The sequence below is a fragment of the Citrobacter sedlakii genome, from assembly GCF_018128425.1.
Lineage (GTDB): Bacteria > Pseudomonadota > Gammaproteobacteria > Enterobacterales > Enterobacteriaceae > Citrobacter_A > Citrobacter_A sedlakii.
In genome coordinates, this window is sequence record NZ_CP071070.1 from 1,809,680 (window position 1) to 1,831,974 (window position 22,295).

The 22,295-nt window shown below is 46.3% G+C and carries 18 protein-coding genes; all 18 read left to right on the forward strand.

Annotated elements, in window-relative coordinates:
* The first annotated feature begins 2 nt into the window (after positions 1 to 2).
* The 18 genes from cpsB to wzzB all read left to right on the forward strand — a co-directional run bounded on the left by cpsB (position 3) and on the right by wzzB (position 22,261).
* Positions 3 to 1,439: a mannose-1-phosphate guanyltransferase gene (gene cpsB, locus JY391_RS08510; protein WP_211935564.1), complete on the forward strand. Its 1,437-nt coding sequence runs from the start codon at positions 3 to 5 to the stop codon at positions 1,437 to 1,439.
* 121 nt (positions 1,440 to 1,560) lie between these two features.
* Positions 1,561 to 2,931 carry a colanic acid biosynthesis phosphomannomutase CpsG gene (cpsG, locus tag JY391_RS08515; RefSeq protein WP_211935565.1) on the forward strand — a complete coding sequence of 457 codons (1,371 nt, stop codon included), beginning with the start codon at positions 1,561 to 1,563 and terminating at the stop codon, positions 2,929 to 2,931.
* A gap of 54 nt (positions 2,932 to 2,985) precedes the next feature.
* Positions 2,986 to 4,380 (forward strand): undecaprenyl-phosphate glucose phosphotransferase, encoded by a 1,395-nt coding sequence (wcaJ, locus tag JY391_RS08520; protein WP_211935566.1) that lies wholly within the window; start codon positions 2,986 to 2,988, stop codon positions 4,378 to 4,380.
* A gap of 1 nt (position 4,381) precedes the next feature.
* Positions 4,382 to 5,860 (forward strand): colanic acid undecaprenyl disphosphate flippase WzxC, encoded by a 1,479-nt coding sequence (gene wzxC, locus JY391_RS08525; protein WP_199956723.1) that lies wholly within the window; start codon positions 4,382 to 4,384, stop codon positions 5,858 to 5,860.
* A gap of 29 nt (positions 5,861 to 5,889) precedes the next feature.
* Complete coding sequence (wcaK, locus tag JY391_RS08530; protein ID WP_211935567.1) at positions 5,890 to 7,170, forward strand: colanic acid biosynthesis pyruvyl transferase WcaK; 1,281 nt, start codon at positions 5,890 to 5,892, stop codon at positions 7,168 to 7,170.
* Positions 7,167 to 8,387: a colanic acid biosynthesis glycosyltransferase WcaL gene (gene wcaL, locus JY391_RS08535; protein ID WP_211935568.1), complete on the forward strand. Its 1,221-nt coding sequence runs from the start codon at positions 7,167 to 7,169 to the stop codon at positions 8,385 to 8,387. Before wcaK ends, wcaL begins: the two co-directional genes overlap by 4 nt.
* A gap of 11 nt (positions 8,388 to 8,398) precedes the next feature.
* Positions 8,399 to 9,802 (forward strand): colanic acid biosynthesis protein WcaM, encoded by a 1,404-nt coding sequence (wcaM, locus tag JY391_RS08540; protein WP_211935569.1) that lies wholly within the window; start codon positions 8,399 to 8,401, stop codon positions 9,800 to 9,802.
* Between the two features lie 174 nt (positions 9,803 to 9,976).
* The gene (gene galF / locus JY391_RS08545) at positions 9,977 to 10,870 is read left to right on the forward strand and encodes a UTP--glucose-1-phosphate uridylyltransferase GalF (RefSeq protein ID WP_211935570.1); all 894 of its coding nucleotides are present in this window, start codon (positions 9,977 to 9,979) and stop codon (positions 10,868 to 10,870) included.
* 448 nt (positions 10,871 to 11,318) lie between these two features.
* Positions 11,319 to 12,344, forward strand: coding sequence for an EpsG family protein (locus JY391_RS08550; RefSeq protein WP_211935571.1), 1,026 nt, complete (start codon positions 11,319 to 11,321; stop codon positions 12,342 to 12,344).
* Positions 12,341 to 13,210 (forward strand): glycosyltransferase family 2 protein, encoded by an 870-nt coding sequence (locus JY391_RS08555; protein ID WP_211935572.1) that lies wholly within the window; start codon positions 12,341 to 12,343, stop codon positions 13,208 to 13,210. Before JY391_RS08550 ends, JY391_RS08555 begins: the two co-directional genes overlap by 4 nt.
* A gap of 239 nt (positions 13,211 to 13,449) precedes the next feature.
* Positions 13,450 to 14,388 carry an O23 family O-antigen flippase gene (locus JY391_RS08560; protein ID WP_309568843.1) on the forward strand — a complete coding sequence of 313 codons (939 nt, stop codon included), beginning with the start codon at positions 13,450 to 13,452 and terminating at the stop codon, positions 14,386 to 14,388.
* Positions 14,378 to 15,031: a glycosyltransferase family 32 protein gene (locus JY391_RS08565; protein ID WP_211935574.1), complete on the forward strand. Its 654-nt coding sequence runs from the start codon at positions 14,378 to 14,380 to the stop codon at positions 15,029 to 15,031. Before JY391_RS08560 ends, JY391_RS08565 begins: the two co-directional genes overlap by 11 nt.
* A complete protein-coding gene (locus tag JY391_RS08570) occupies positions 15,028 to 15,795 on the forward strand; it encodes a glycosyltransferase (RefSeq protein ID WP_211935575.1) in 768 nt (255 codons plus the stop codon). The genes JY391_RS08565 and JY391_RS08570 overlap by 4 nt, the downstream gene beginning before the upstream one ends.
* Before the next feature lie 251 nt (positions 15,796 to 16,046).
* On the forward strand, positions 16,047 to 17,165 hold the full coding sequence (locus JY391_RS08575) for a glycosyltransferase family 4 protein (protein WP_211935576.1): 1,119 nt from the start codon (positions 16,047 to 16,049) through the stop codon (positions 17,163 to 17,165).
* A gap of 26 nt (positions 17,166 to 17,191) precedes the next feature.
* Positions 17,192 to 18,214: a UDP-glucose 4-epimerase GalE gene (galE, locus tag JY391_RS08580; protein ID WP_211935577.1), complete on the forward strand. Its 1,023-nt coding sequence runs from the start codon at positions 17,192 to 17,194 to the stop codon at positions 18,212 to 18,214.
* A gap of 120 nt (positions 18,215 to 18,334) precedes the next feature.
* Positions 18,335 to 19,741, forward strand: coding sequence for an NADP-dependent phosphogluconate dehydrogenase (gene gnd, locus JY391_RS08585; protein WP_211935578.1), 1,407 nt, complete (start codon positions 18,335 to 18,337; stop codon positions 19,739 to 19,741).
* A 236-nt stretch (positions 19,742 to 19,977) separates the two neighbouring features.
* Positions 19,978 to 21,144 (forward strand): UDP-glucose 6-dehydrogenase, encoded by a 1,167-nt coding sequence (gene ugd, locus JY391_RS08590; RefSeq protein ID WP_211935579.1) that lies wholly within the window; start codon positions 19,978 to 19,980, stop codon positions 21,142 to 21,144.
* Between the two features lie 139 nt (positions 21,145 to 21,283).
* On the forward strand, positions 21,284 to 22,261 hold the full coding sequence (gene wzzB / locus JY391_RS08595) for an LPS O-antigen chain length determinant protein WzzB (protein ID WP_229264097.1): 978 nt from the start codon (positions 21,284 to 21,286) through the stop codon (positions 22,259 to 22,261).
* Positions 22,262 to 22,295: the final 34 nt, after the last annotated feature.

A 22,295-nucleotide genomic window follows, 5' to 3' on the forward strand; every position in this document is an offset into this window, starting at 1 on the left:
TCATGGGGCAAAATAAACTCTATCCGGTTGTGATGGCTGGTGGCTCCGGTAGCCGTTTGTGGCCGCTTTCCCGCGTACTTTATCCAAAGCAGTTTTTATGCCTGAAGGGCGATCTGACCATGCTGCAAACGACCATTTGTCGTCTGAACGGCGTGGAGTGCGAAAGCCCGGTGGTGATCTGCAACGAGCAGCACCGTTTTATTGTCGCCGAACAGCTGCGACAGCTCAATAAACTCACGGAAAACATCATTCTCGAACCGGCGGGTCGTAACACCGCGCCGGCGATCGCGCTGGCTGCGCTGGCGGCAAAACGCCACAGTCCGGACAGCGATCCGCTGATGCTGGTGCTGGCGGCCGATCATGTGATTGCCAACGAAGACGCTTTCCGTGAGGCCGTACGTAACGCCATGCCGTACGCTGAGGCGGGTAAGCTGGTGACTTTTGGCATCGTGCCGGATCTGCCGGAAACCGGCTATGGCTATATTCGTCGCGGCGAGGTGGTGCCGGGCGAGAAAGACTCGGTGGCCTTTGAGGTGGCGCAGTTTGTCGAAAAACCGAATCTGGAGACCGCTCAGGCGTATGTGGCAACCGGCGATTACTACTGGAACAGCGGTATGTTCCTGTTCCGCGCCGGTCGTTATCTGGAAGAACTGCAAAAATACCGTCCCGATATTCTGTCGGCCTGCGAAAAAGCGATGAGCGTCGTTGACCCGGATCTGGACTTCATTCGGGTGGATGAAGAGGCGTTTCTCGCCTGTCCGGAAGAATCGGTGGATTACGCGGTAATGGAACGCACGGCGGATGCGGTAGTGATGCCGATGGACGCGGGCTGGAGCGACGTGGGTTCCTGGTCCTCGCTATGGGAGATTAGCGCGCATACTGCCGAAGGTAACGTACACCACGGCGATGTGATCAGCCACAAAACCGAGAACAGCTACGTCTATGCCGAGTCTGGCCTGGTGACGACCGTTGGCGTGAAAGACCTGGTGGTGGTGCAGACCAAAGACGCGGTGCTGATTGCCGATCGCAACGCGGTGCAGGATGTCAAAAAAGTGGTTGAGCAAATCAAAGCCGACGGGCGTCATGAACACCATATTCACCGTGAAGTGTACCGTCCGTGGGGCAAATACGACTCTATCGACGCCGGTGACCGCTACCAGGTGAAACGCATTACCGTTAAACCGGGCGAGGGGCTGTCGGTGCAGATGCACCACCACCGCGCCGAACACTGGGTGGTGGTGGCGGGCACCGCCAAAGTCACCATCAACGGCGAGATCAAACTGCTTGGTGAAAACGAGTCTGTTTATATTCCGTTGGGCGCGACCCACTGTCTGGAAAACCCGGGAAAAATTCCGCTCGACTTAATTGAGGTGCGCTCCGGCGCCTATCTGGAAGAGGACGACATCGTTCGCTTCGAGGATCGCTACGGCCGCGTCTGACCATCATCTTTCGCGGCGCAGGGGCGCAGGCTTCCTGTAACGCGAAATCGAATGGGTATCCGAAATGATAATTCTCCTTCCGGGAGAGGGCTAACTGTTGCCTGAAGAAGGGTAAAAAAACATGACAAAATTAACCTGTTTCAAAGCCTACGATATTCGCGGCAGACTGGGCGAAGAATTAAACGAAGATATTGCGTGGCGGATTGGCCGCGCCTACGGCGAATTTCTCAAACCGAAAACCATTGTACTCGGCGGCGACGTGCGTCTGACCAGTGAGGCGCTGAAGCTGGCGCTGGCGAAGGGGTTGCAGGACGCGGGCGTCGATGTGCTGGATATCGGCCTTTCCGGCACCGAAGAGATCTATTTCGCCACCTTCCACCTCGGGGTTGACGGTGGCATTGAAGTCACTGCCAGCCATAACCCGATGGACTACAACGGCATGAAGCTGGTGCGCGAGGGTGCGCGCCCAATCAGCGGCGACACCGGCCTGCGCGACGTCCAGCGCCTGGCGGAAGCCAACGACTTCCCGCCGGTCAATATGGCTAAGCGCGGCAGCTATAAACAGATCACCCTGCGCGACGCCTATATCGATCATCTGTTTGGCTACATCAACGTCAACAACCTCACCCCGCTGAAGCTGGTGATCAACTCGGGTAACGGCGCGGCGGGTCCGGTGGTGGACGCTATTGAAGCGCGCTTTAAGGCCCGGGGCGTACCGGTGGAGTTCATCAAGGTGCATAACACCCCGGACGGCAACTTCCCGAATGGTATTCCTAATCCGCTGCTGCCGGAATGTCGCGACGATACCCGCAATGCGGTGATTGAGCATGGCGCGGACATGGGGATTGCTTTTGACGGCGACTTTGACCGCTGCTTCCTGTTCGACGAAAAAGGGCAGTTTATTGAGGGCTACTACATCGTCGGCCTGCTGGCGGAAGCGTTCCTCGAAAAACACCCGGGCGCGAAGATCATCCACGACCCGCGCCTGTCCTGGAACACCGTGGACGTTGTGAAGGCCGCAGGCGGCACGCCGGTGATGTCCAAAACCGGTCATGCGTTCATCAAAGAGCGGATGCGTGCGGAAGATGCTATTTACGGCGGCGAAATGAGCGCCCACCACTACTTCCGTGATTTCGCCTACTGCGACAGCGGGATGATCCCGTGGCTGCTGGTGGCGGAGCTGGTATGCCTGAAAGGGCAGTCGCTGGGCGAGCTGGTCCGCGACCGGATGGCGGCGTTCCCGGCGAGCGGTGAAATCAACAGCCAACTGGCGGAACCGGCGACGGCGATCGCCCGCGTGGAGGCGTACTTCGCGAAAGAGGCACTGTCGGTGGATCGCACTGACGGCATCAGCATGTCGTTTGCCGACTGGCGTTTTAACCTGCGTTCGTCCAACACCGAACCGGTGGTACGCCTGAACGTCGAATCGCGCGGTGATATCCCGCTGATGGAAGCGCGAACGCGCACTCTGCTGACGCTGCTGAATCAGTAAGGTCAGGTCTTCCCTTACCCGGTCGCGGGTAAGGGGCTAATAACAGGAACAACGATGACAAATCTAAAAAAGCGCGAACGAGCGAAAACCAATGCATCGTTAATCTCTATGGTGCAACGCTTTTCAGATATCACCATCATGTTTGGCGGGCTGTGGCTGGTCTGCGAAGTGAGTGGACGGCCCTTCCTGTATATGCACCTGTTGGTGGCGCTGATTACGCTGGTTGTTTTTCAGATGCTGGGCGGCATGACCGATTTTTACCGATCCTGGCGCGGCGTCAAAATTTCCACAGAACTGACGCTCCTGCTGCAAAACTGGACGCTGAGCCTCGTTTTTTGCGTGGGTCTGGTGGCGTTTAACCAGGATTTCGATAATCGCCTGGGCACCTGGCTGGCATGGTATCTGTTGAGCAGCATTGGCCTTGTGATCTGCCGTTCGTTTATCCGCTACGGCGCGGGCTGGCTGCGCAACCGCGGCTATAACAAACGCCTGGTGGCGGTAGCGGGCGACCTGCCAGCCGGACAGGCGCTGCTCGACAGTTTTCGCAACGAACCGTGGCTGGGCTTTGAGGTGGTCGGCGTCTATCACGACCCGAAACCGGGCGGTGTATCTTCCGACTGGGCCGGAAATTTTGAACAATTGATTGAGGATGCCAAAGCCTCACGCATCCATAACGTCTATATCGCTATGTCGATGAGCGACGGCGCGCAGGTGAAAAAGCTGGTGCGCGAACTGGCGGATACCACCTGTTCGGTGATCCTTATCCCGGACGTCTTTACCTTCAACATCCTGCATTCGCGCATTGAAGAAGTGAGCGGCGTGCCGGTGGTGCCGCTGTATGACACGCCGCTGTCGGGCATTAACCGACTGCTGAAACGCGTGGAGGATATTGTGCTCGCCTCGCTGATCCTGCTGCTGATTTCACCGGTACTGTGCGGTATCGCGCTGGCGGTGAAGTTGACCTCGCCAGGTCCGGTGATCTTCCGCCAGACCCGCTACGGTATGGACGGCAAGCCGATCAACGTGTGGAAGTTCCGTTCAATGAAGGTGATGGAAAACGACAAGGTGGTTACGCAGGCGACGCAGAACGATCCGCGCGTGACGAAAGTGGGTAATTTCCTGCGCCGCACTTCGCTTGATGAGCTGCCACAGTTTATCAATGTGCTGGCCGGCGGGATGTCAATTGTCGGCCCACGTCCACATGCGGTGGCGCACAACGAACAGTATCGACAACTGATTGAAGGCTACATGCTGCGCCACAAGGTAAAGCCAGGCATTACTGGTTGGGCGCAGATCAACGGCTGGCGCGGCGAAACCGACACGCTGGAGAAAATGGAAAAACGCGTCGAATTCGACCTGGAATACATCCGCGAATGGAGCATCTGGTTCGACATCAAAATCGTTTTTCTGACCGTTTTCAAAGGTTTCGTTAACAAAGCGGCGTATTAAGATGAGCTTACGAGAAAAAACCATCAGCGGCGCCAAATGGTCGGCCATCGCCACGGTCATTATCATCAGTCTTGGGCTGATTCAGATGACCGTACTTGCGCGGATTATCGATAATCATCAGTTCGGCCTGCTGACCGTCTCGCTGGTCATCATCGCATTGGCGGATACCCTGTGCGACTTCGGCATTGCCAACTCGATTATCCAGCGCAAAACGATCAGTCACCTCGAGCTTACCACCCTGTACTGGTTGAACGTGGGGCTGGGGATTGTGGTGTGCGTGGCGGTATATCTGCTGAGCGATGTTATCGCGGGCGTGTTGCATAATCCGGATCTGTCGCCGCTGATAAAAACCCTTTCGCTGGTGTTTGTCGTGATCCCGCATGGGCAGCAGTTCCGCGCGCTGATGCAAAAAGAGCTGGAGTTCAACAAGATCGGTATGATCGAAACCAGCGCGGTGCTGGCGGGCTTTACTTTCACGGTTGTCAGCGCCCATTTCTGGCCGTTGGCGTTAACCGCGATTCTGGGATATCTGGTCAACAGTGTCGTGCGCACCCTGCTGTTCGGTTATTTTGGCCGCAAGATTTATCGCCCGGGTCTGCATTTTTCCCTGAAGTCCGTCTCGTCAAACCTGCGCTTTGGCGCCTGGCTGACGGCGGACAGCATCGTCAACTACGTCAATACTAACCTTTCCACGCTGGTACTGGCGCGCATTCTCGGCGCCAGCGTCGCGGGTGGCTACAATCTGGCTTATAACGTGGCGGTGGTGCCGCCAATGAAGCTTAACCCGATCATCACCCGCGTGCTGTTCCCGGCGTTTGCCAAGATTCAGGACGACACGGAAAAGCTGCGCGTGAACTTTTACAAACTGCTGTCCGTTGTGGGAATCATTAACTTTCCGGCGCTGCTCGGGCTGATGGTGGTTTCGGATAACTTCGTGCCGCTGGTGTTTGGCGAAAAGTGGAACAGTATTATCCCGGTGCTGCAACTGCTGTGCATCGTCGGTCTGCTGCGCTCGGTGGGTAACCCGATTGGTTCCTTACTGATGGCGAAAGCGCGGGTGGATATCAGTTTTAAATTCAATGTGTTCAAAACTTTTCTCTTTATTCCGGCAATCATTATCGGCGGGCAGATGGGGGGGGCGATTGGCGTAACGCTGGGCTTCCTGCTGGTGCAGATCGTGAATACCGTACTGAGCTATTTCATCATGATTAAGCCGGTGCTCGGTTCCAGCTACCGCCAGTACATTCTGAGTCTGTGGCTGCCGTTTTATCTCTCGTTGCCCACATTTATCACCGCCTACGGCGCAGGGAAGTTATTTGACAAAGCCTTGCCGCTGTCCGGTGTCTTCACTTTACAGGTCGTGGTCGGAATAGTGAGTTTTATTTTAATGCTTATTTTTTCACGCAACGCGCTGGTCATGGAAATGAAAAGACAGCTGTTCGGCAGTGCAAGAATGAAAAAATTATTACGTGTCGGATGACAGGTAAATAAATCGATAAGAGGCAACTTATGAAATTATTAGTATTAGGCAACCACACCTGTGGGAACCGTGGTGATAGCGCCATTATGCGCGGTTTACTTGATGCCATCCGCCAACAAGAACCTGAAGTCGACATGGATGTGATGAGCCGTTTCCCGGTCAGTTCCGCCTGGTTACAGGGACGGCCAATTATTGCCGATCCGCTGTATCAACTAAGCCAGAAACAGCAGCAGATGACCGGGCTGAATGGCCGGGTCAAAAAAGTGTTGCGCCGTCGCTTTCAGCACAAAATTTTACTGGCGAAGGTTGCGCAGGAAGGATCGCTGCGTAACTTTGCGCTTGCGCCGGAATTTGCCGACTTTGCCCGGTTTATCGCCCAGTATGACGCGGTCATTCAGGTTGGCGGCTCTAACTACGTGGACCTGTACGGCCTGACCCATTTTGAGTATCCCTTATGCGCGTTTATGGCGAACAAACCGATTTATATGGTCGGCCATAGCGTCGGGCCTTTCCAGAACCCGGACTTTAATCAGTTGGCTCATTACGTTTTTGGGCGCACTGATGCGCTGATCCTGCGTGAAACGGTCAGCCGCGATTTGATGACCGCCGCCCAAATCGACACCCGTAAAGTGGAACAAGGCGTGGATACCGCATGGCTCGTAGAGCGCCGCCATGATGATTTTGTCGCCAGTTATGCGGTACAGCACTGGCTGGATGTCACCGCGCGAAGAAAAACCGTGGCCATCACCTTGCGCGATCTCGAGCCCTTCGACAAACGTCTGGGCACGACTCAGCAAGCGTATGAGCAGGCTTTTGCGGAAGTTGTGAACAGACTGATTGACGATGGCTATCAGGTGTTGGTGCTTTCAACCTGTACCAGTATTGACCGCTATAACCGCGATGACCGCATGGTGGCGCTCCGGATGGCGAAATTTGTGAAGCCATCGGCGCATTTCCATATCGCGATGGATGAACTGAACGATGTGGAACTGGGCAAGATCCTTGCTTCCTGTGTTTTGACCATCGGCACCCGTCTGCATTCCGCCATCATTTCGATGAACTTTGGCACGCCCGCTATCGCGATTAACTACGAGCACAAATCCGCCGGGATCATGCAGCAGTTAGGCCTGCCAGAGCTGGCGATTGATATTCGTCACCTGCTGAACGGGTCGCTGCAAGGCGTGGTCGCAGATACGCTGGCGCAACTGCCCGCGCTCAGTGAAAAAGTGGATAACGCCGTCACGCAGGAGCGAACCAAGGGGTTTGCCATGATTAAATCCGTTCTCGACAGAATTCGGGAGGGGCGATGAAGGTCAGCTTTTTTCTGCTGAAATTCCCACTCTCATCAGAGACGTTTGTTCTTAATCAGATCACGGCGTTTATTGATATGGGATTTGATGTGGACATCGTCGCCCTGCAAAAAGGTGATACGCAAAACACCCATGCCGCCTGGGAAAAATACAACCTGGCGGCGAAGACCCGCTGGCTGCAGGATGAACCGCAGGGTCGGCTGGCGAAACTGCGTTACCGGGCGTTGAAAACGCTGCCGGGACTGCACCGGGTGGCGACGTGGAAATCACTGAATTTCTCCCGCTATGGCGACGAATCACGCAATCTGATCCTGTCGTCTATTTGCGCGCAGGTGAGCACGCCTTTGCAGGCCGATGTGTTCATCGCGCATTTTGGTCCTGCCGGCGTGACGGCGACCAAGCTGCGTGAACTGGGGGTGATCAAGGGCAAAATTGCGACCATTTTCCACGGCATTGATATCTCCAGCCGGGAGGTTCTGAATCACTACGCCCCTGAATACCAACAGTTGTTTCAGCGTGGCGACCTGATGCTGCCTATTAGCGACCTGTGGGCTAAGCGCCTGAAAAGCATGGGCTGCCCGGCGGAAAAAATCGCCGTCTCGCGGATGGGGGTGGACATGGCGCGCTTCAGCCATCGCCCGGTGAAAGCGCCCGGCACGCCGCTGGAGATGATCTCTGTGGCGCGTCTGACCGAGAAAAAAGGGCTGCACGTGGCGATAGAAGCCTGTCGCCAGCTCAAAGAGCAGGGCGTCGCGTTTCGTTACCGCATCCTCGGGATGGGGCCCTGGGAACGGCGTTTGCGGACGCTTATCGAACAGTATCAGCTTGATGACGTGATTGAGATGCCGGGCTTCAAACCGAGCCACGAAGTGAAGGCGATGCTCGACGAGACGGATCTCTTTTTGCTGCCCTCCATTACCGGCGCGGATGGCGATATGGAAGGCATTCCGGTCGCGCTAATGGAGGCGATGGCGGTGGGGATCCCCGTTGTTTCCACCGTCCACAGCGGTATTCCGGAACTGGTCGAAGCCGGAAAGTCAGGCTGGCTGGTGCCGGAAAACGATGCGCAGGCGCTGGCGGCGCAGCTTGCCGGGTTTAGCCAGATCGATCGCGCAACGCTTGAGCCAGTGGTGAAGCACGCACGTGAAAAAGTTGAACACGATTTTAACCAGCAGGTGATCAACCGTCAGTTAGCCAGCCTGCTGCAAACGATGTAAAACGAGGTTGTATGCCAGAAACGACGCTCTCCCGACGCACCTTCCTGGCGGCAGGCTCCGTGCTTGCCGCGCTTCCTGCACTCCATTCTCCTTTTACCCGCGCCGTGACCGCGGGTAACACCGTCAACATCCAGGACTATAACCCCAAAGACTGGATCGCTTCCTTCAGGCAGGCCTTTGCCGACGCACAAACCGTGCGGGTTCCGGCGGGTCTGGTTTGCGACAACATCAACGCCGCTATTTTTATTCCGCCGGGTAAGACATTACGGGTGGAAGGGGCGTTGCGCGGCAATGGACGTGGGCGTTTTGTTCTTCAGGACGGCAGCCAGGTCACCGGTGAGAAGGGCGGCAGCCTGCACAATATCACGCTGGACGTGCGCGGCTCTGACTGTGTCATCAGGGATATTGCGATGAGCGGCTTCGGGCCGGTGACGCAAATTTATATCGGTGGGAAAAAACCGCAGGTGATGCGTAATCTGGTCATCGACAATATCACCGTGACCCAGGCGAACTATGCCATCCTGCGTCAGGGTTTTCATAATCAGGTTGACGGCGCGAGGATCACCAACGGGACATTCACTGACTTACAGGGAGACGCCATTGAGTGGAATGTGGCGATTAATGACCGCAACATCCTCATTTCTGACCATGTGATTAAGCGTATTAACTGTACCAACGGCAAGATCAACTGGGGTATTGGGATTGGCCTGGCGGGCAGCACTTACGACAACACCTATCCAGAAACACAGACGGTTAAAAATTTTGTCGTCGCCAACATCACCGGTTCCGACTGCCGCCAACTGGTACACGTCGAGAACGGCAAGCATTTTGTCATTCGCAACGTAAAGGCGAAAAATATCACCCCCGATTTTAGTAAAAAGGCCGGGATTGATAACGCAACGGTGGCTATTTATGGCTGTGATAATTTCGTCATTGATAATATCGATATGGTAAATAGCGCCGGCATGCTGATTGGCTACGGGGTGGTAAAAGGCAACTACCTGTCGATTCCGCAAAATTTTAAATTGAATAATATCCGCCTGGATAATACCCAACTTGCGTATAAACTGCGCGGAATACAAATTTCATCCGGCAACGCGACTTCGTTTGTCGCCCTCACCAACATCGACATGAAGCGGGCAACGCTGGAGTTACACAACAAGCCTCAGCACCTTTTCTTACGCAATATCAAGGTGATGCAGGAATCCACCGTTGGCCCGGCGCTGAAGATGCATTTTGACCTGCGCAAAGACGTGCGCGGGAAGTTTATGGCCAAAAACGACACCCTGCTGTCGCTGGCGAATGTGCAGGCGGTCAACGAAAAAGGCCAAAGCTCGGTCGACATTGACCGGATAAATCATCAGGTCGTGAATGTGGACGCGATTAACTTCCGGTTGCCGGAGGGGAGGGGGTAGTTTTGCGACCATTCCTGGCGATACTGACCCATACTTAGGAATATGGCTACTGCAATTCACAGGTGATACGCGTAGCATCAGACGTCACGGCAATGATTTCACAAAATAATTCATGCTGGCGAAAACGAGTCAAAGAGCTATAATTCAGCAACCATTTTACAGGTGGATGAAATAATGATTAATTTGAAAGCAGTTATACCGGTAGCGGGTCTGGGTATGCACATGTTGCCTGCCACTAAGGCAATACCCAAAGAGATGCTGCCGATCGTCGACAAGCCGATGATTCAATACATCGTTGACGAGATCGTGGCTGCAGGGATCAAAGAAATCCTTCTGGTGACTCATGCGTCCAAGAACGCCGTTGAGAACCACTTCGACACCTCCTATGAATTAGAGTCGCTTCTCGAGCAGCGCGTGAAGCGCCAACTGCTGGCGGAAGTACAATCCATTTGCCCGCCGGGCGTAACGATCATGAACGTCCGTCAGGCACAGCCGCTGGGGTTGGGCCATTCCATTCTCTGTGCCCGCCCGGTGATTGGCGATAACCCGTTTGTCGTCGTCCTGCCGGACATCATCATTGATAATGCCAGTGCCGATCCGCTGCGCTATAACCTCGCGGCGATGGTGGCGCGTTTCAATGAAACTGGTCGCAGCCAGGTGTTGGCGAAACGTATGAAGGGTGACCTTTCTGAATATTCCGTCATCCAGACCAAAGAACCGCTGGATAACGAAGGTAAAGTCAGCCGCATCGTCGAATTTATTGAGAAACCGGATCAGCCGCAGACCCTGGACTCCGATCTGATGGCTGTGGGGCGTTATGTGCTTTCCGCAGATATCTGGGCAGAACTTGAGCGCACCGAACCAGGCGCCTGGGGACGTATCCAGTTGACCGACGCCATAGCAGAACTGGCGAAAAAACAGTCAGTTGATGCGATGCTGATGACCGGTGATAGCTATGACTGCGGTAAAAAAATGGGCTATATGCAGGCGTTTGTGAAGTACGGACTGCGGAACCTGAAAGAAGGGGCTAAGTTCAGGAAAAGCATTGAGAAACTTCTTAGCGAGTAAGCGAATTTAACGGTTGGTTTGACCAACGCGAAACAGTTAACGGCAGTAAACATTCCAGGCATATTTAACCTGTGCCGGGTATGTTTACTGCCGTTTTTGTTGAAATAAGAAAATACGTATCTTTTCAAAGGGTTATCTATTGAAATTTTAACCGCTTTTTGCAGGATTTTTGCTTGTTTCTAACATCATTTGGTAAGACAATTAGCGTTTGAGTTTAGAAAGCCTGCGCGTAAAGGTGGGCTTTGACATACCTTTGAAAGAGAGCAGTGCACTGGTAGCTGTAAAGCCAGGGGCGGTAGCGTGGGAAGCAAAATGTTAGTTTTGCGCCTAAAAATTCATGATTTAAAAGTAAAATTACTTCGGAATTAAAATTATATTAGCGATATTATATATAACCATTGGATATGTATTTTATCTGAATCAGCTAAGTTTATAAAATGCCTAAATTATGCTTATTTATAATGCAATCTTCTTATTTTTGACTCTGTTCGCTCTTTTAGATTTAAGTGATAAAAAAAACTTGGCGTTTTTTGTAATTCCATGTTTTACATTATTTATATTAACTGCTTTTCGTGGTAATGGCGGAGATGACTTTTTTGTATATGAGCAATACTTTAACTCGATACCAGATGAGCTTTTTAAATATGGATATGGATATTATATTTTAAATGTTATTGTAAAAAACGTTGGAGACTACTCACTTTTTATAATTATATCTTCGTCGTTATGTATCATCCTTCAATCAATATTTATTTATCGGGAGTCTGAAAAACCTTGCTTTGTGCTGTTTGTTTTTTTTGCGACAAGTTTTTTATGGCTAGATTTTATATTGATAAGGCAATCAATTGCAGTAGGCTTTTTTATCATTGCAATGATTTACTTTAAAAACAATAAAAATATCCTGGCATTATTGTTTTTATGTATGGCATCCTTATTTCATGAAACGGCAATCTTCGCAGGTTTAATGTTTTATATACTATACAGGGTTAATAAATCAGGAGCTATTATATCGGTTTTAATATTAATATTAATTGCTCCATTCCTATCCGAGGTGATTTCTATAATTAATAATTTAACTATAAAAAACAATAATGTCAATTTATACATAAACCAACGTGCGTTGCCAAGTTTAGCGAATATCGTAGAATTATTAGCTGCGTTCATTGCATTTTATAAAATTAAAAACACCACAGCATTTAGAAGTGATGTGGATCGTAAGTGTTATAAAAGCATTCTTTTATCCTCTCTATGCATTTTGATATTATCATATACAATTCCTTCTTTAGCCAGATTCCTTGAGTACTTCCGATTATTCTATTTCATTTTACTTGCAAAACTATTATCAAGGCTAGATTTTACAAGTAGATATTTATTATTAATTGTGATTGTGTTGTATGGCTTTTTACGTTTAAATAGTTTTATTAATCAATTTGACACAGGTTTTGATTATATTTTTAATGGAAGTACATTATGACCCTATTAGTTTCTGTTGTTACACCAACCTATAACAGGGCTGGGGAGTTACAATTGCTGTTTGATAGTTTGAACAAGCAAGAAGATGTGGATTTTGAATGGATAATAATTGATGATGGTTCAACGGATAGCACAAGCCAAAAAATCGCAAGCTTTAAAGATAATAATTTAAATATCAAAAAGATTAAGTATGTTTATCAAAGCAATAATGGTAAAAATAGTGCCGTAATTAAAGGAATACAACATACATCAGGCGAATATATTGTCATAATCGATAGCGATGACTATTTACTAGATGAAGCATTTATGAAAATAAAAAATTATTTAAAGGATGAGGCTGTAATTAACAATCCTGAAATTATAGGTATATCTGGAGTCAAGGTTGATAGTCAGATGAAACCAGTAAGTTTTACAGGACATACTGAATCATCAATAATGAGTCATTATGACTGGTTTTATACTAATCGTAGGTTAGGCGACAGAATTGATTTCTATAAGGCCTCAATTTTAAAAGAAAAAATATTTAATAGTTTCACTAAAGAAAAATTCATAACTGAAGACGCTTTATGGCTCGACCTAAAAGGAAAAAAATTATTTATTAGCGAACCATTATTGGTTGTTAAATATATGGATGGTGGGTTGAGTTCTAGCTATGCTTCACTTCTAAGAAAGAACCCATTTGGAACAACATATTATTACTATATTCTCTTAATTAATACCGGTAGCTTAAAAATTAAGTTCAAAGCATCATTGATGATGATGTATTATATAGTATTAGCTATTGTCAAAAATAGTAATATTTTGATTGGGTTCTTTTCTTTTGTTTTTTTACCATTACTATGCTTAATAAAACTATTTCGAAAATAAGAAGTGTGTTACTTCCATGCCTTACACTTGGCACATCTACAATTTTTTTCTTTGCGATAGGTTTCTTTTTTGGAATAAATAAAAAATCTGATTTTATATTATTTACAATAACAATATTAACTACAGTTGGTACAATTCTCCAAATTTCATGGTATGGGCTATTACCTCGCTTAACCTCAAGTTTAAACAATAAATTTTCTGCTTATATAATTTCTAACGGCTTCATTTATTGTTTTTTTGTGAATTTACTTCCTTTTTCTTTATTGTCTGTAGATATTCCTAACATATTTTTATCAGGGTGTGTTTTCTCATTATTATTTCAATTGCATCAATATTTTAAAAATGTTTTTATTTATTTAGGTAGGCTTAAGGCTTTTTATATATTTGATGCTTTAGGTTATGCTATCTGTATAATAAGTATGCTAATTTTTCGTGGGTGGTTGTTGGAACTGCCTGTGAGTGTGTTTTTTATGTTGTTGGCGTTCTGCTGGTTCTTTACAGTGATTGGTGAAATTATATATTTAAAACTATATATAAGTTATAAGTTATCTCTTAAACCAATTTTTATATGCCTCATCCCAACTTGGAAAACGCGACTAGCAAGCAGTGGTTTTATTATTAAAGATCTACTAACTGCTTATATTTTAAATATACTTGCCCCAGTCGGTGGACTGACAGTTTATTCCTATGCAAACAAGTTATCTACAGCTATATTTCAGCTGTTCTCACAATATAAAGTTAACGCCTGGGTTAGCCTTGTTAGAGATAAAGGCCTGAAAAAAGTTAAATTATCAGACATTAAGAAGGTTTCTTTTCTATCTTCCATTGACTTCTGTGTTTTCCAGTTTTTAGCTTGCCTTGGTGTTGTAATATTTATTTCATTGATAGGTGTTAAGGTCGATGTTCAATGGGGGTTGTTAAGTGTCATAAGTTCTGGGGCTTTGTATTTAATTCAATCCATTGAACAGCCTTATGCACGATTTGTTTATATGTCCCGTCGTTTTACCGAAATCGCTATTGCAGATGGAATTAATTTCGCATCTTATCTAATCTTCTTTATATATGGATATGCTTGTTCTAATGTATATGCTATCTTATCAGGGATTGTGACCGCGCAATTGTTTTCATTTTATTGCTATTCATTATTTTGCAAGAGGTTGTTTAAATATGATCCCTAAAATTATTCATTATTGCTGGTTTGGGCGTGGGGATAAACCAGCTTTGGTAAAAAAATGCATGGATTCCTGGCGACGAATATTACCGGGTTGGCAAGTTATCGAATGGAATGAAGATAATTCTCCTATTTCAGTCCCATATGTAAAAAATGCTTTAGAGGTTAAACGCTATGCTTTTGCTGCTGACTATGTAAGATTCCATGCTCTTAAAACGATGGGGGGAGTGTATCTTGATACAGATGTAGAATTAATAAAAGATATTTCGCCTCTCTTGAATGATAAATTTTTCACAGCAAGGGAATCTTTAGAACTCGTCAATGCCGCAATCATGGGTAGTGAACAAAATGGACGATTTGTAAGTTTGGTGATAAATGAATTGCAATCAAGAACTGGGAGCAATTATGAGTCTATACCGAAAATACTAACTGATTTATATAATAATATTCAGTTAGATCAGGGAGAAACTGTCTATGACATGGAATATTTTTATCCATATAATCCATTTGATAAAAGTCGAAATGAAGTAAAGCAGCTATTTTTTTGTGATATTACGCAAAATACTTTTGCTATTCATCACTGGCAACAAAGTTGGCATTATACATTTATTGAACGAGTGATAAATAGAATAAGGATGTTATTAAAGTGAGTGAAAATATATTAATAAGTGTGATAATGGCATCTAACAAAATTGATGAATTTTTGCCAGTTGCAGTAAATTCAATTCTCAACCAAACGTATAAAAATATTGAGTTGATTTTTGTTGCAAATGGAAGTAATGCAGAGGAAATAAGTGCATATATAAAAGAAAATTTTAGAGATAGTCGATTAAAAGTAATTGAAACAAAAATAGGGCAACTGGCTTTCTCGCTCAATTTAGCAATATCAAATGCTTCTGGAGAATATATAGCACGTATGGATGCGGATGATATTAGTCTGCCTGAACGCTTATCTAAACAAATAAAGTATTTACAAGGCCATAATTTAGATATGGTAGGTTCTGATATATTACATATTGACACTGCTGGTAATATTATTGGGACTAAACGTTATCCAAAAGGAAAGGTCGACATAAATAATCAATTGTTTTTTAGAAATACCTTTTCTCATAATACTATTTTGATAAAAAAAGAATGGCTTCTTGGTGCAAGAGGATACAATGCAGGTTTTAACTCAGAAGATTATGACCTTTGGTTGCGGTTAAAGCGAAATAATATAAATTGGGATAATATGAACGAATGTCTTTTGCAGTACCGAATCCATGGTGCTTCGACACAAAGGAGAAGATTAGGCTATGCAGAGGCTGCTGGCTATTCTTTGCGGGAGCTTTTATTACAATTCTCCTTTCTCGGGATATTAGCCATTTTTTGCCATATTATCAAAGTTTACGTTCGTTCTAAGAAAGAAAAATAAACGCCTTCTTATTTTGTTTAGCAGTAAAAATAGCATTTATCACTTGAATATCAAAATAAGTGAGGAATGCAATTTAGCGGTTTAACGGTAACTGAGATAAGTAAGGTTATATTTTAATATCTTGATGATCTTTTCAGGATTTTAGATTAAGGATATTATACTTTTCTTGTTAAAAGAATTATTAATATCTATCCTTAGGAAGGGTATTTAATTTTTATGAACATTTATAACCCCTATGCGGAATTTAGCTAATGAAAGTACTTTTAATAGGCAATCTCTCCAGTACAGTAATACTTTTTCGAGAGAAAGTAATAAAAGAACTAATTAGTAAAGGCTATAAGGTTTATACATTGACAATGGATGATAATCCAGCCAATTTTAAAATTATATCTGAATATGGAGCAAAGCCTTACTCTTACAGATTTTCACGCTCTGGATTAAATCCTTTTTCTGATGTCGTAAATACTTATCAATTGCATCTAAAAATTAAAAAAATAAAACCTGATATTGTTTTTAATTTTTTCCCCAAACCCGTTATCTTTGGAACTTTAGCAGCTAAACTGGCTGGTGTAAATAAAATATATAGTCTTTTAGAAGGCCTTGGGTTTTGTTATACCGAAAGTGCTGACTCGATAAGCTTTAAAAGAAAGGTTTTAAAGCTAATACAAAGTTATTTGTATAAGATTACCCTTCCATTTTGTACAAAGGTTCTTTTCTTAAATAAAGATGATTACGATGATCTTATAATAAAAAACAATATCAATATAAAAAAGCATGAAATAATAGGCGGTATAGGTGTTAATTTAACGGAATTTGAATATGAAGTACCAAATATAAAAAAAATACATTTTGGTATGGTTTCTCGGTTATTAATTGAGAAAGGAGTTAAAGAGTTTGTTTTGGCCGCGAAGCAAGTAAAAGAAAAATATCCTGAGATAGAGTTTAGTATTGCTGGTGCCATTGATGACAATCCTGGTGGTATCACTCAAGAACAAATTTCACTTTGGAAGAAAGAAGGTGTGGTAGATTTTTTGGGGCAAATATCAGATGTTAAAAGTTATTTAAAAAAGATTAGTATTTTTGTATTGCCTTCATATCGCGAAGGTGTTCCAAAAAGCACACAAGAAGCAATGGCTATTGGACGTCCTGTAATAACGACTGATGTACCAGGCTGCCGTGAAACTATTCTTGATGGTGTCAATGGTTTAATGGTGCCCCCTTATGATGCAGAGGCACTCGCTGAGGCTATGATTTTCTTTATAAAAGAGCCGCAAAATATAATAGTGATGGGCAGAGAGAGTCGGATCATAGCGGAGCAAAGATTTGATGAAGTTAAAGCTACTAATAAATTACTTAATCTAATTAAATGAAGAATCATACCGAAGGAGGGAGTAGGATGACTATTCTTATTACAGGTGGAGCCGGTTATATTGCATCGCATACAATTATAAGTTTACTTGAACAAGGCCGAAATGTTGTTGCTATAGATAATTTGTCTAATTCTAGTTATGAATCATTAAGTAGAATCAAGGAATTAACAGGGCGTGAAATCAAATTCTATGAAGGAAATATTCTTGACAATACACTGTTAAAAAAAATTTTCAGAGAGAATATGATCTCTGATGTGATTCATTTTGCCGGTTTAAAATCTGTAAATGAATCAGTTCGGAAACCATTAGAGTATTATAAAAATAATGTATCGGGAACATATTCTCTCGTTGAAGCAATGGTTGAGGCCGGAGTAACTAATTTAATTTTTAGCTCATCAGCAACAGTTTATGGCAAGCCTGAGAAAATTCCTCTTAATGAAAATTGTTTAACGGGGGGGACAACAAACCCTTATGGAACTTCAAAGTTATTTGTTGAAAAATTCCTTGCTGATTATACAAGTGCGCACCCTAATTTTAAAAGTACGATCCTAAGATATTTTAATCCAGTGGGCGCTCATTCATCGGGAACGATGGGGGAAGACCCTAATGGCATACCAAATAATTTGATGCCCTATGTCTGTCAGGTTGCTATTGGCAAGCACAAGCAGGTCTCGGTATTTGGCAGCGATTATCCCACAAAAGATGGTACGGGGGTGCGTGATTATATTCATGTAATGGATCTTGCGGAAGGCCATGTTGCAGCATTAAAACATATCAGTGAAGGCCCAAATCATAAAATCTATAATCTCGGTACGGGCATAGGTTATTCAGTTCTGGAAATATTAAATGCCTTTGAACGTGTGACTTCACGTAAGGTTCCTTATGTGCTTAGCGAAAGACGTCCCGGTGATATTGCAGAGTGCTGGTCCGATCCGTCAAAAGCGCAAAAAGAACTCGGATGGAAAGCGAAGCGTGGGCTTGACGAAATGATTCGTGACGCATGGAACTGGCAATTGAAAAATCCAAATGGTTACAAAAGAGACTGTTAATCTAAAGGCATTTTTCGCCAACAGTAAAAATTATTCATTTGCTTTATCCTGAGTTAACATCTAAGCCACTTTCAAGCCGCGCAAACATTGCGCGGTGACCACACCTGACAGGAGTATGTAATGTCCAAGCAACAGATCGGCGTCGTCGGTATGGCAGTGATGGGGCGCAACCTGGCGCTCAACATCGAGAGCCGTGGTTATACCGTCTCCGTTTTCAACCGCTCCCGTGAAAAGACCGAAGAAGTGATTGCCGAAAATCCTGGCAAAAAACTGGTGCCTTATTACACGGTGAAAGAGTTTGTTGAATCCCTTGAAACGCCTCGTCGCATCCTGTTAATGGTGAAAGCTGGTGCGGGCACGGATGCAGCCATCGATTCGCTGAAACCTTATCTTGATAAGGGCGACATCATCATTGACGGCGGTAACACTTTCTTCCAGGACACCATTCGCCGTAACCGCGAACTGTCCGCAGAAGGATTTAACTTTATCGGTACCGGTGTTTCCGGCGGTGAAGAGGGCGCATTGAAAGGGCCATCTATCATGCCTGGCGGCCAGAAAGAAGCGTACGAACTGGTTGCCCCGATTCTGACTAAAATCGCTGCAGTAGCGGAAGATGGCGAACCTTGTGTGACCTATATCGGTGCAGACGGCGCAGGCCACTATGTGAAGATGGTCCATAACGGTATTGAATACGGCGATATGCAACTGATTGCTGAAGCCTACTCACTGCTGAAAGGCGGACTGAATCTCAGCAATGAAGAGCTGGCCAGCACCTTTACGGAATGGAACAACGGTGAACTGAGCAGCTACCTGATCGACATCACCAAAGACATCTTCACCAAAAAAGATGAAGACGGTAAATACCTTGTTGATGTCATCCTAGATGAAGCGGCCAACAAAGGTACCGGTAAATGGACCAGCCAGAGCTCGCTGGATCTGGGTGAACCGCTGTCCTTGATCACCGAATCGGTCTTTGCGCGTTATATCTCTTCGCTAAAAGAGGAGCGCGTTGCTGCTTCAAAAGTATTAACGGGGCCGAAAGCGCAGCCGGCAGGGGATAAAGCGGAATTTATCGAGAAAGTGCGCCGCGCGCTGTACCTCGGTAAAATCGTTTCTTATGCTCAGGGCTTTTCGCAACTGCGCGCTGCGTCTGATGAGTACAACTGGGATCTCAACTACGGTGAAATCGCGAAGATTTTCCGTGCGGGTTGCATCATTCGTGCGCAGTTCCTGCAGAAGATCACGGATGCCTACGCGCAAAATGCCGGTATCGCCAACCTGTTGCTGGATCCGTACTTCAAAAACATTGCGGATGAATATCAGCAGGCGCTGCGTGACGTCGTGGCTTACGCAGTTCAGAACGGTATTCCTGTACCTACGTTCTCTGCGGCAGTCGCCTACTACGACAGTTACCGTGCGGAAGTCCTGCCTGCTAACCTGATCCAGGCGCAGCGTGACTACTTTGGCGCACATACCTATAAGCGTACTGATAAAGAAGGCGTTTTCCACACCGAATGGTTGGATTAATTCCTTTTAGCTTACAAAGCCCGGTTTTTTAGCCGGGCTTTTTTTTATCCTAATTCTTATTGCTTTATTTCTATTGCTTCATATTAACTTAATATTATTGCTTTAGTCTGATAAAGAAAATCTTAATTGTGTCAGGCTTCGTTGACACTCTATTCGATCGGACGTTAAAACAATAATAACGCGTCAGGGCTACAACTAGTCATGACATCATTATAAGTTAATTCTGAGAGCATGAAATGAAAATCACCATTTCCGGTACCGGGTATGTTGGCCTGTCTAACGGTCTGCTTATCGCACAGCATCATGATGTTATTGCGTTAGACATCGTCCCTTCCCGGGTAGAAATGTTAAATGATCGGATATCTCCGATTGTCGATAAAGAAATACAGCAATTTTTGCAGTCTGAAAAAATTAACTTCAAGGCGACATTAGATAAAAACGAAGCCTATAAAAACGCAGATTACGTTATCATCGCCACGCCGACAGATTACGATCCTAAAACGAACTACTTTAATACTACCAGTGTTGAATCTGTCATTCAGGATGTTCTTAAAATCAATCCCGATGCGGTAATGGTTATAAAATCTACCGTTCCGGTAGGCTTTACCGCCTCGATGAGCAATAAGTTCAACACCCAAAATATCATTTTCTCACCGGAATTCCTGCGAGAAGGGAAGGCGCTTTATGACAACCTGCATCCTTCCCGAATCGTTATCGGCGAGCGTTCCGAACGGGCCGAGCGCTTTGCAGCGCTTCTTCAGGAAGGCGCCGTTAAGCAAGATATCCCGACCTTGTTCACCGACTCCACAGAAGCGGAAGCGATCAAGCTTTTTGCCAATACCTATCTTGCCATGCGGGTTGCATATTTTAATGAACTGGATAGCTATGCCGAAAGTCTGGGACTGAATACGCGTCAGATCATCGAAGGCGTATGTCTGGACCCGCGAATTGGCAATCACTATAACAACCCGTCGTTTGGCTATGGTGGTTACTGTCTGCCAAAAGATACCAAGCAGCTCCTGGCGAACTACCAGTCCGTTCCCAACAATATTATCTCCGCGATTGTCGATGCTAACAGAACGAGAAAGGACTTTATCGCCGACGCTATTTTGGCCAGAAAGCCAAAAGTCGTGGGCATTTATCGCTTGATCATGAAAAGCGGATCGGACAACTTCCGCGCCTCTTCCATCCAGGGGATCATGAAGCGCATTAAAGCGAAAGGGGTGGAAGTGGTCATTTATGAACCGGTGATGAAAGAGGACACCTTTTTTAATTCGCGCATTGAACGCGATTTAACCCGGTTTAAGCAGCAAACGGATGTCATTATCTCAAACCGTATGGCTGAAGAATTAAAGGATGTGGTAGAAAAAGTCTACACCCGCGATCTGTTTGGCAGTGATTAAATGATTTTTAAACAGGGAAAGGAATCCCTCTGAAAGCCTCGTAAAATTACGTTTTTTATCAAATTTCTTATAGCATCCCGGCATTTTATCGTTACACTGTACCACCATAAGTCTTTTCCTATTCAGGGTATTGATATAAGTGGAAAATAACAACCTCACCGGTCGCAATAACGAACCGGAACAGATTGATTTAATTGATTTAGTTGTGCAGTTATGGCGCGGTAAGGTCACTATCTTTGCTTGTGTCATTATCGCCATCTTACTGGCTGTCGGTTATCTGGCCGTGGCGAAAGAGAAGTGGACGTCGACTGCCATCATCACCCAACCTGATGCGGGCCAGTTAGCCAACTATTCTAATGCGATGAACGTGCTGTACGGCGGCAACGCACCGCAGATCAACGATCTGCAAGCCAATATGATTGGTCGTTTTAATTCGGCATTTTCTGCTTTATCTGAAACACTGGAAAATCAGGAAAAACCCGAAAAGCTCACCATTGACGCCTCTGTGAAAGGTCAGCCGTTACCGCTGAAAGTGACGTATCAGGCGCCGACTGCGGAAGATGCGCAGAAAACGCTGGCGAAGTATATTCAGCAGGTGGATGAAAACATCTCCAAAGAAGTCAATGCGGATCTGGCGAAAAGCATCACAACCCGCACTTCAGACTTTGAACAATCGCTCGACGCGCAGGAAAAAGTCGCCCAGGAGCAAAAAGCGCTGCGTATCGCGCAGATAAGCCAGGCGCTGTCCGTCGCCAAAGAAGCGAACATCAAATTGCCGCAGGTTCAGCAGGCCGATCAGGTTTCGCAGGATACGATGTTTATGCTGGGCAGCGACGCGCTTTCCTCAATGGTGCAGAACGAAGCGACCCGACCGTTAGCCCTTTCGGATGGTTACTACCAGACACGCCAGAATCTGCTGGCGGTGAAAGCGCTGAAAATCGAACCGGACAGTGTTCACGCCTATCGCTACGTGATGAAACCGACGCTGCCGATTCGTCGCGACAGCCCGAAAAAAGCCATCACCCTGGTGCTGGCGGTGCTGCTGGGCGGTATGATTGGCGCGGGTGTGGTGCTTGGACGGAACGCGCTGCGTAACTATAAGCCGAAAGCGCAGTAAACGTGATTTTGCCAGAGGGGGCAACTTCTCAGGC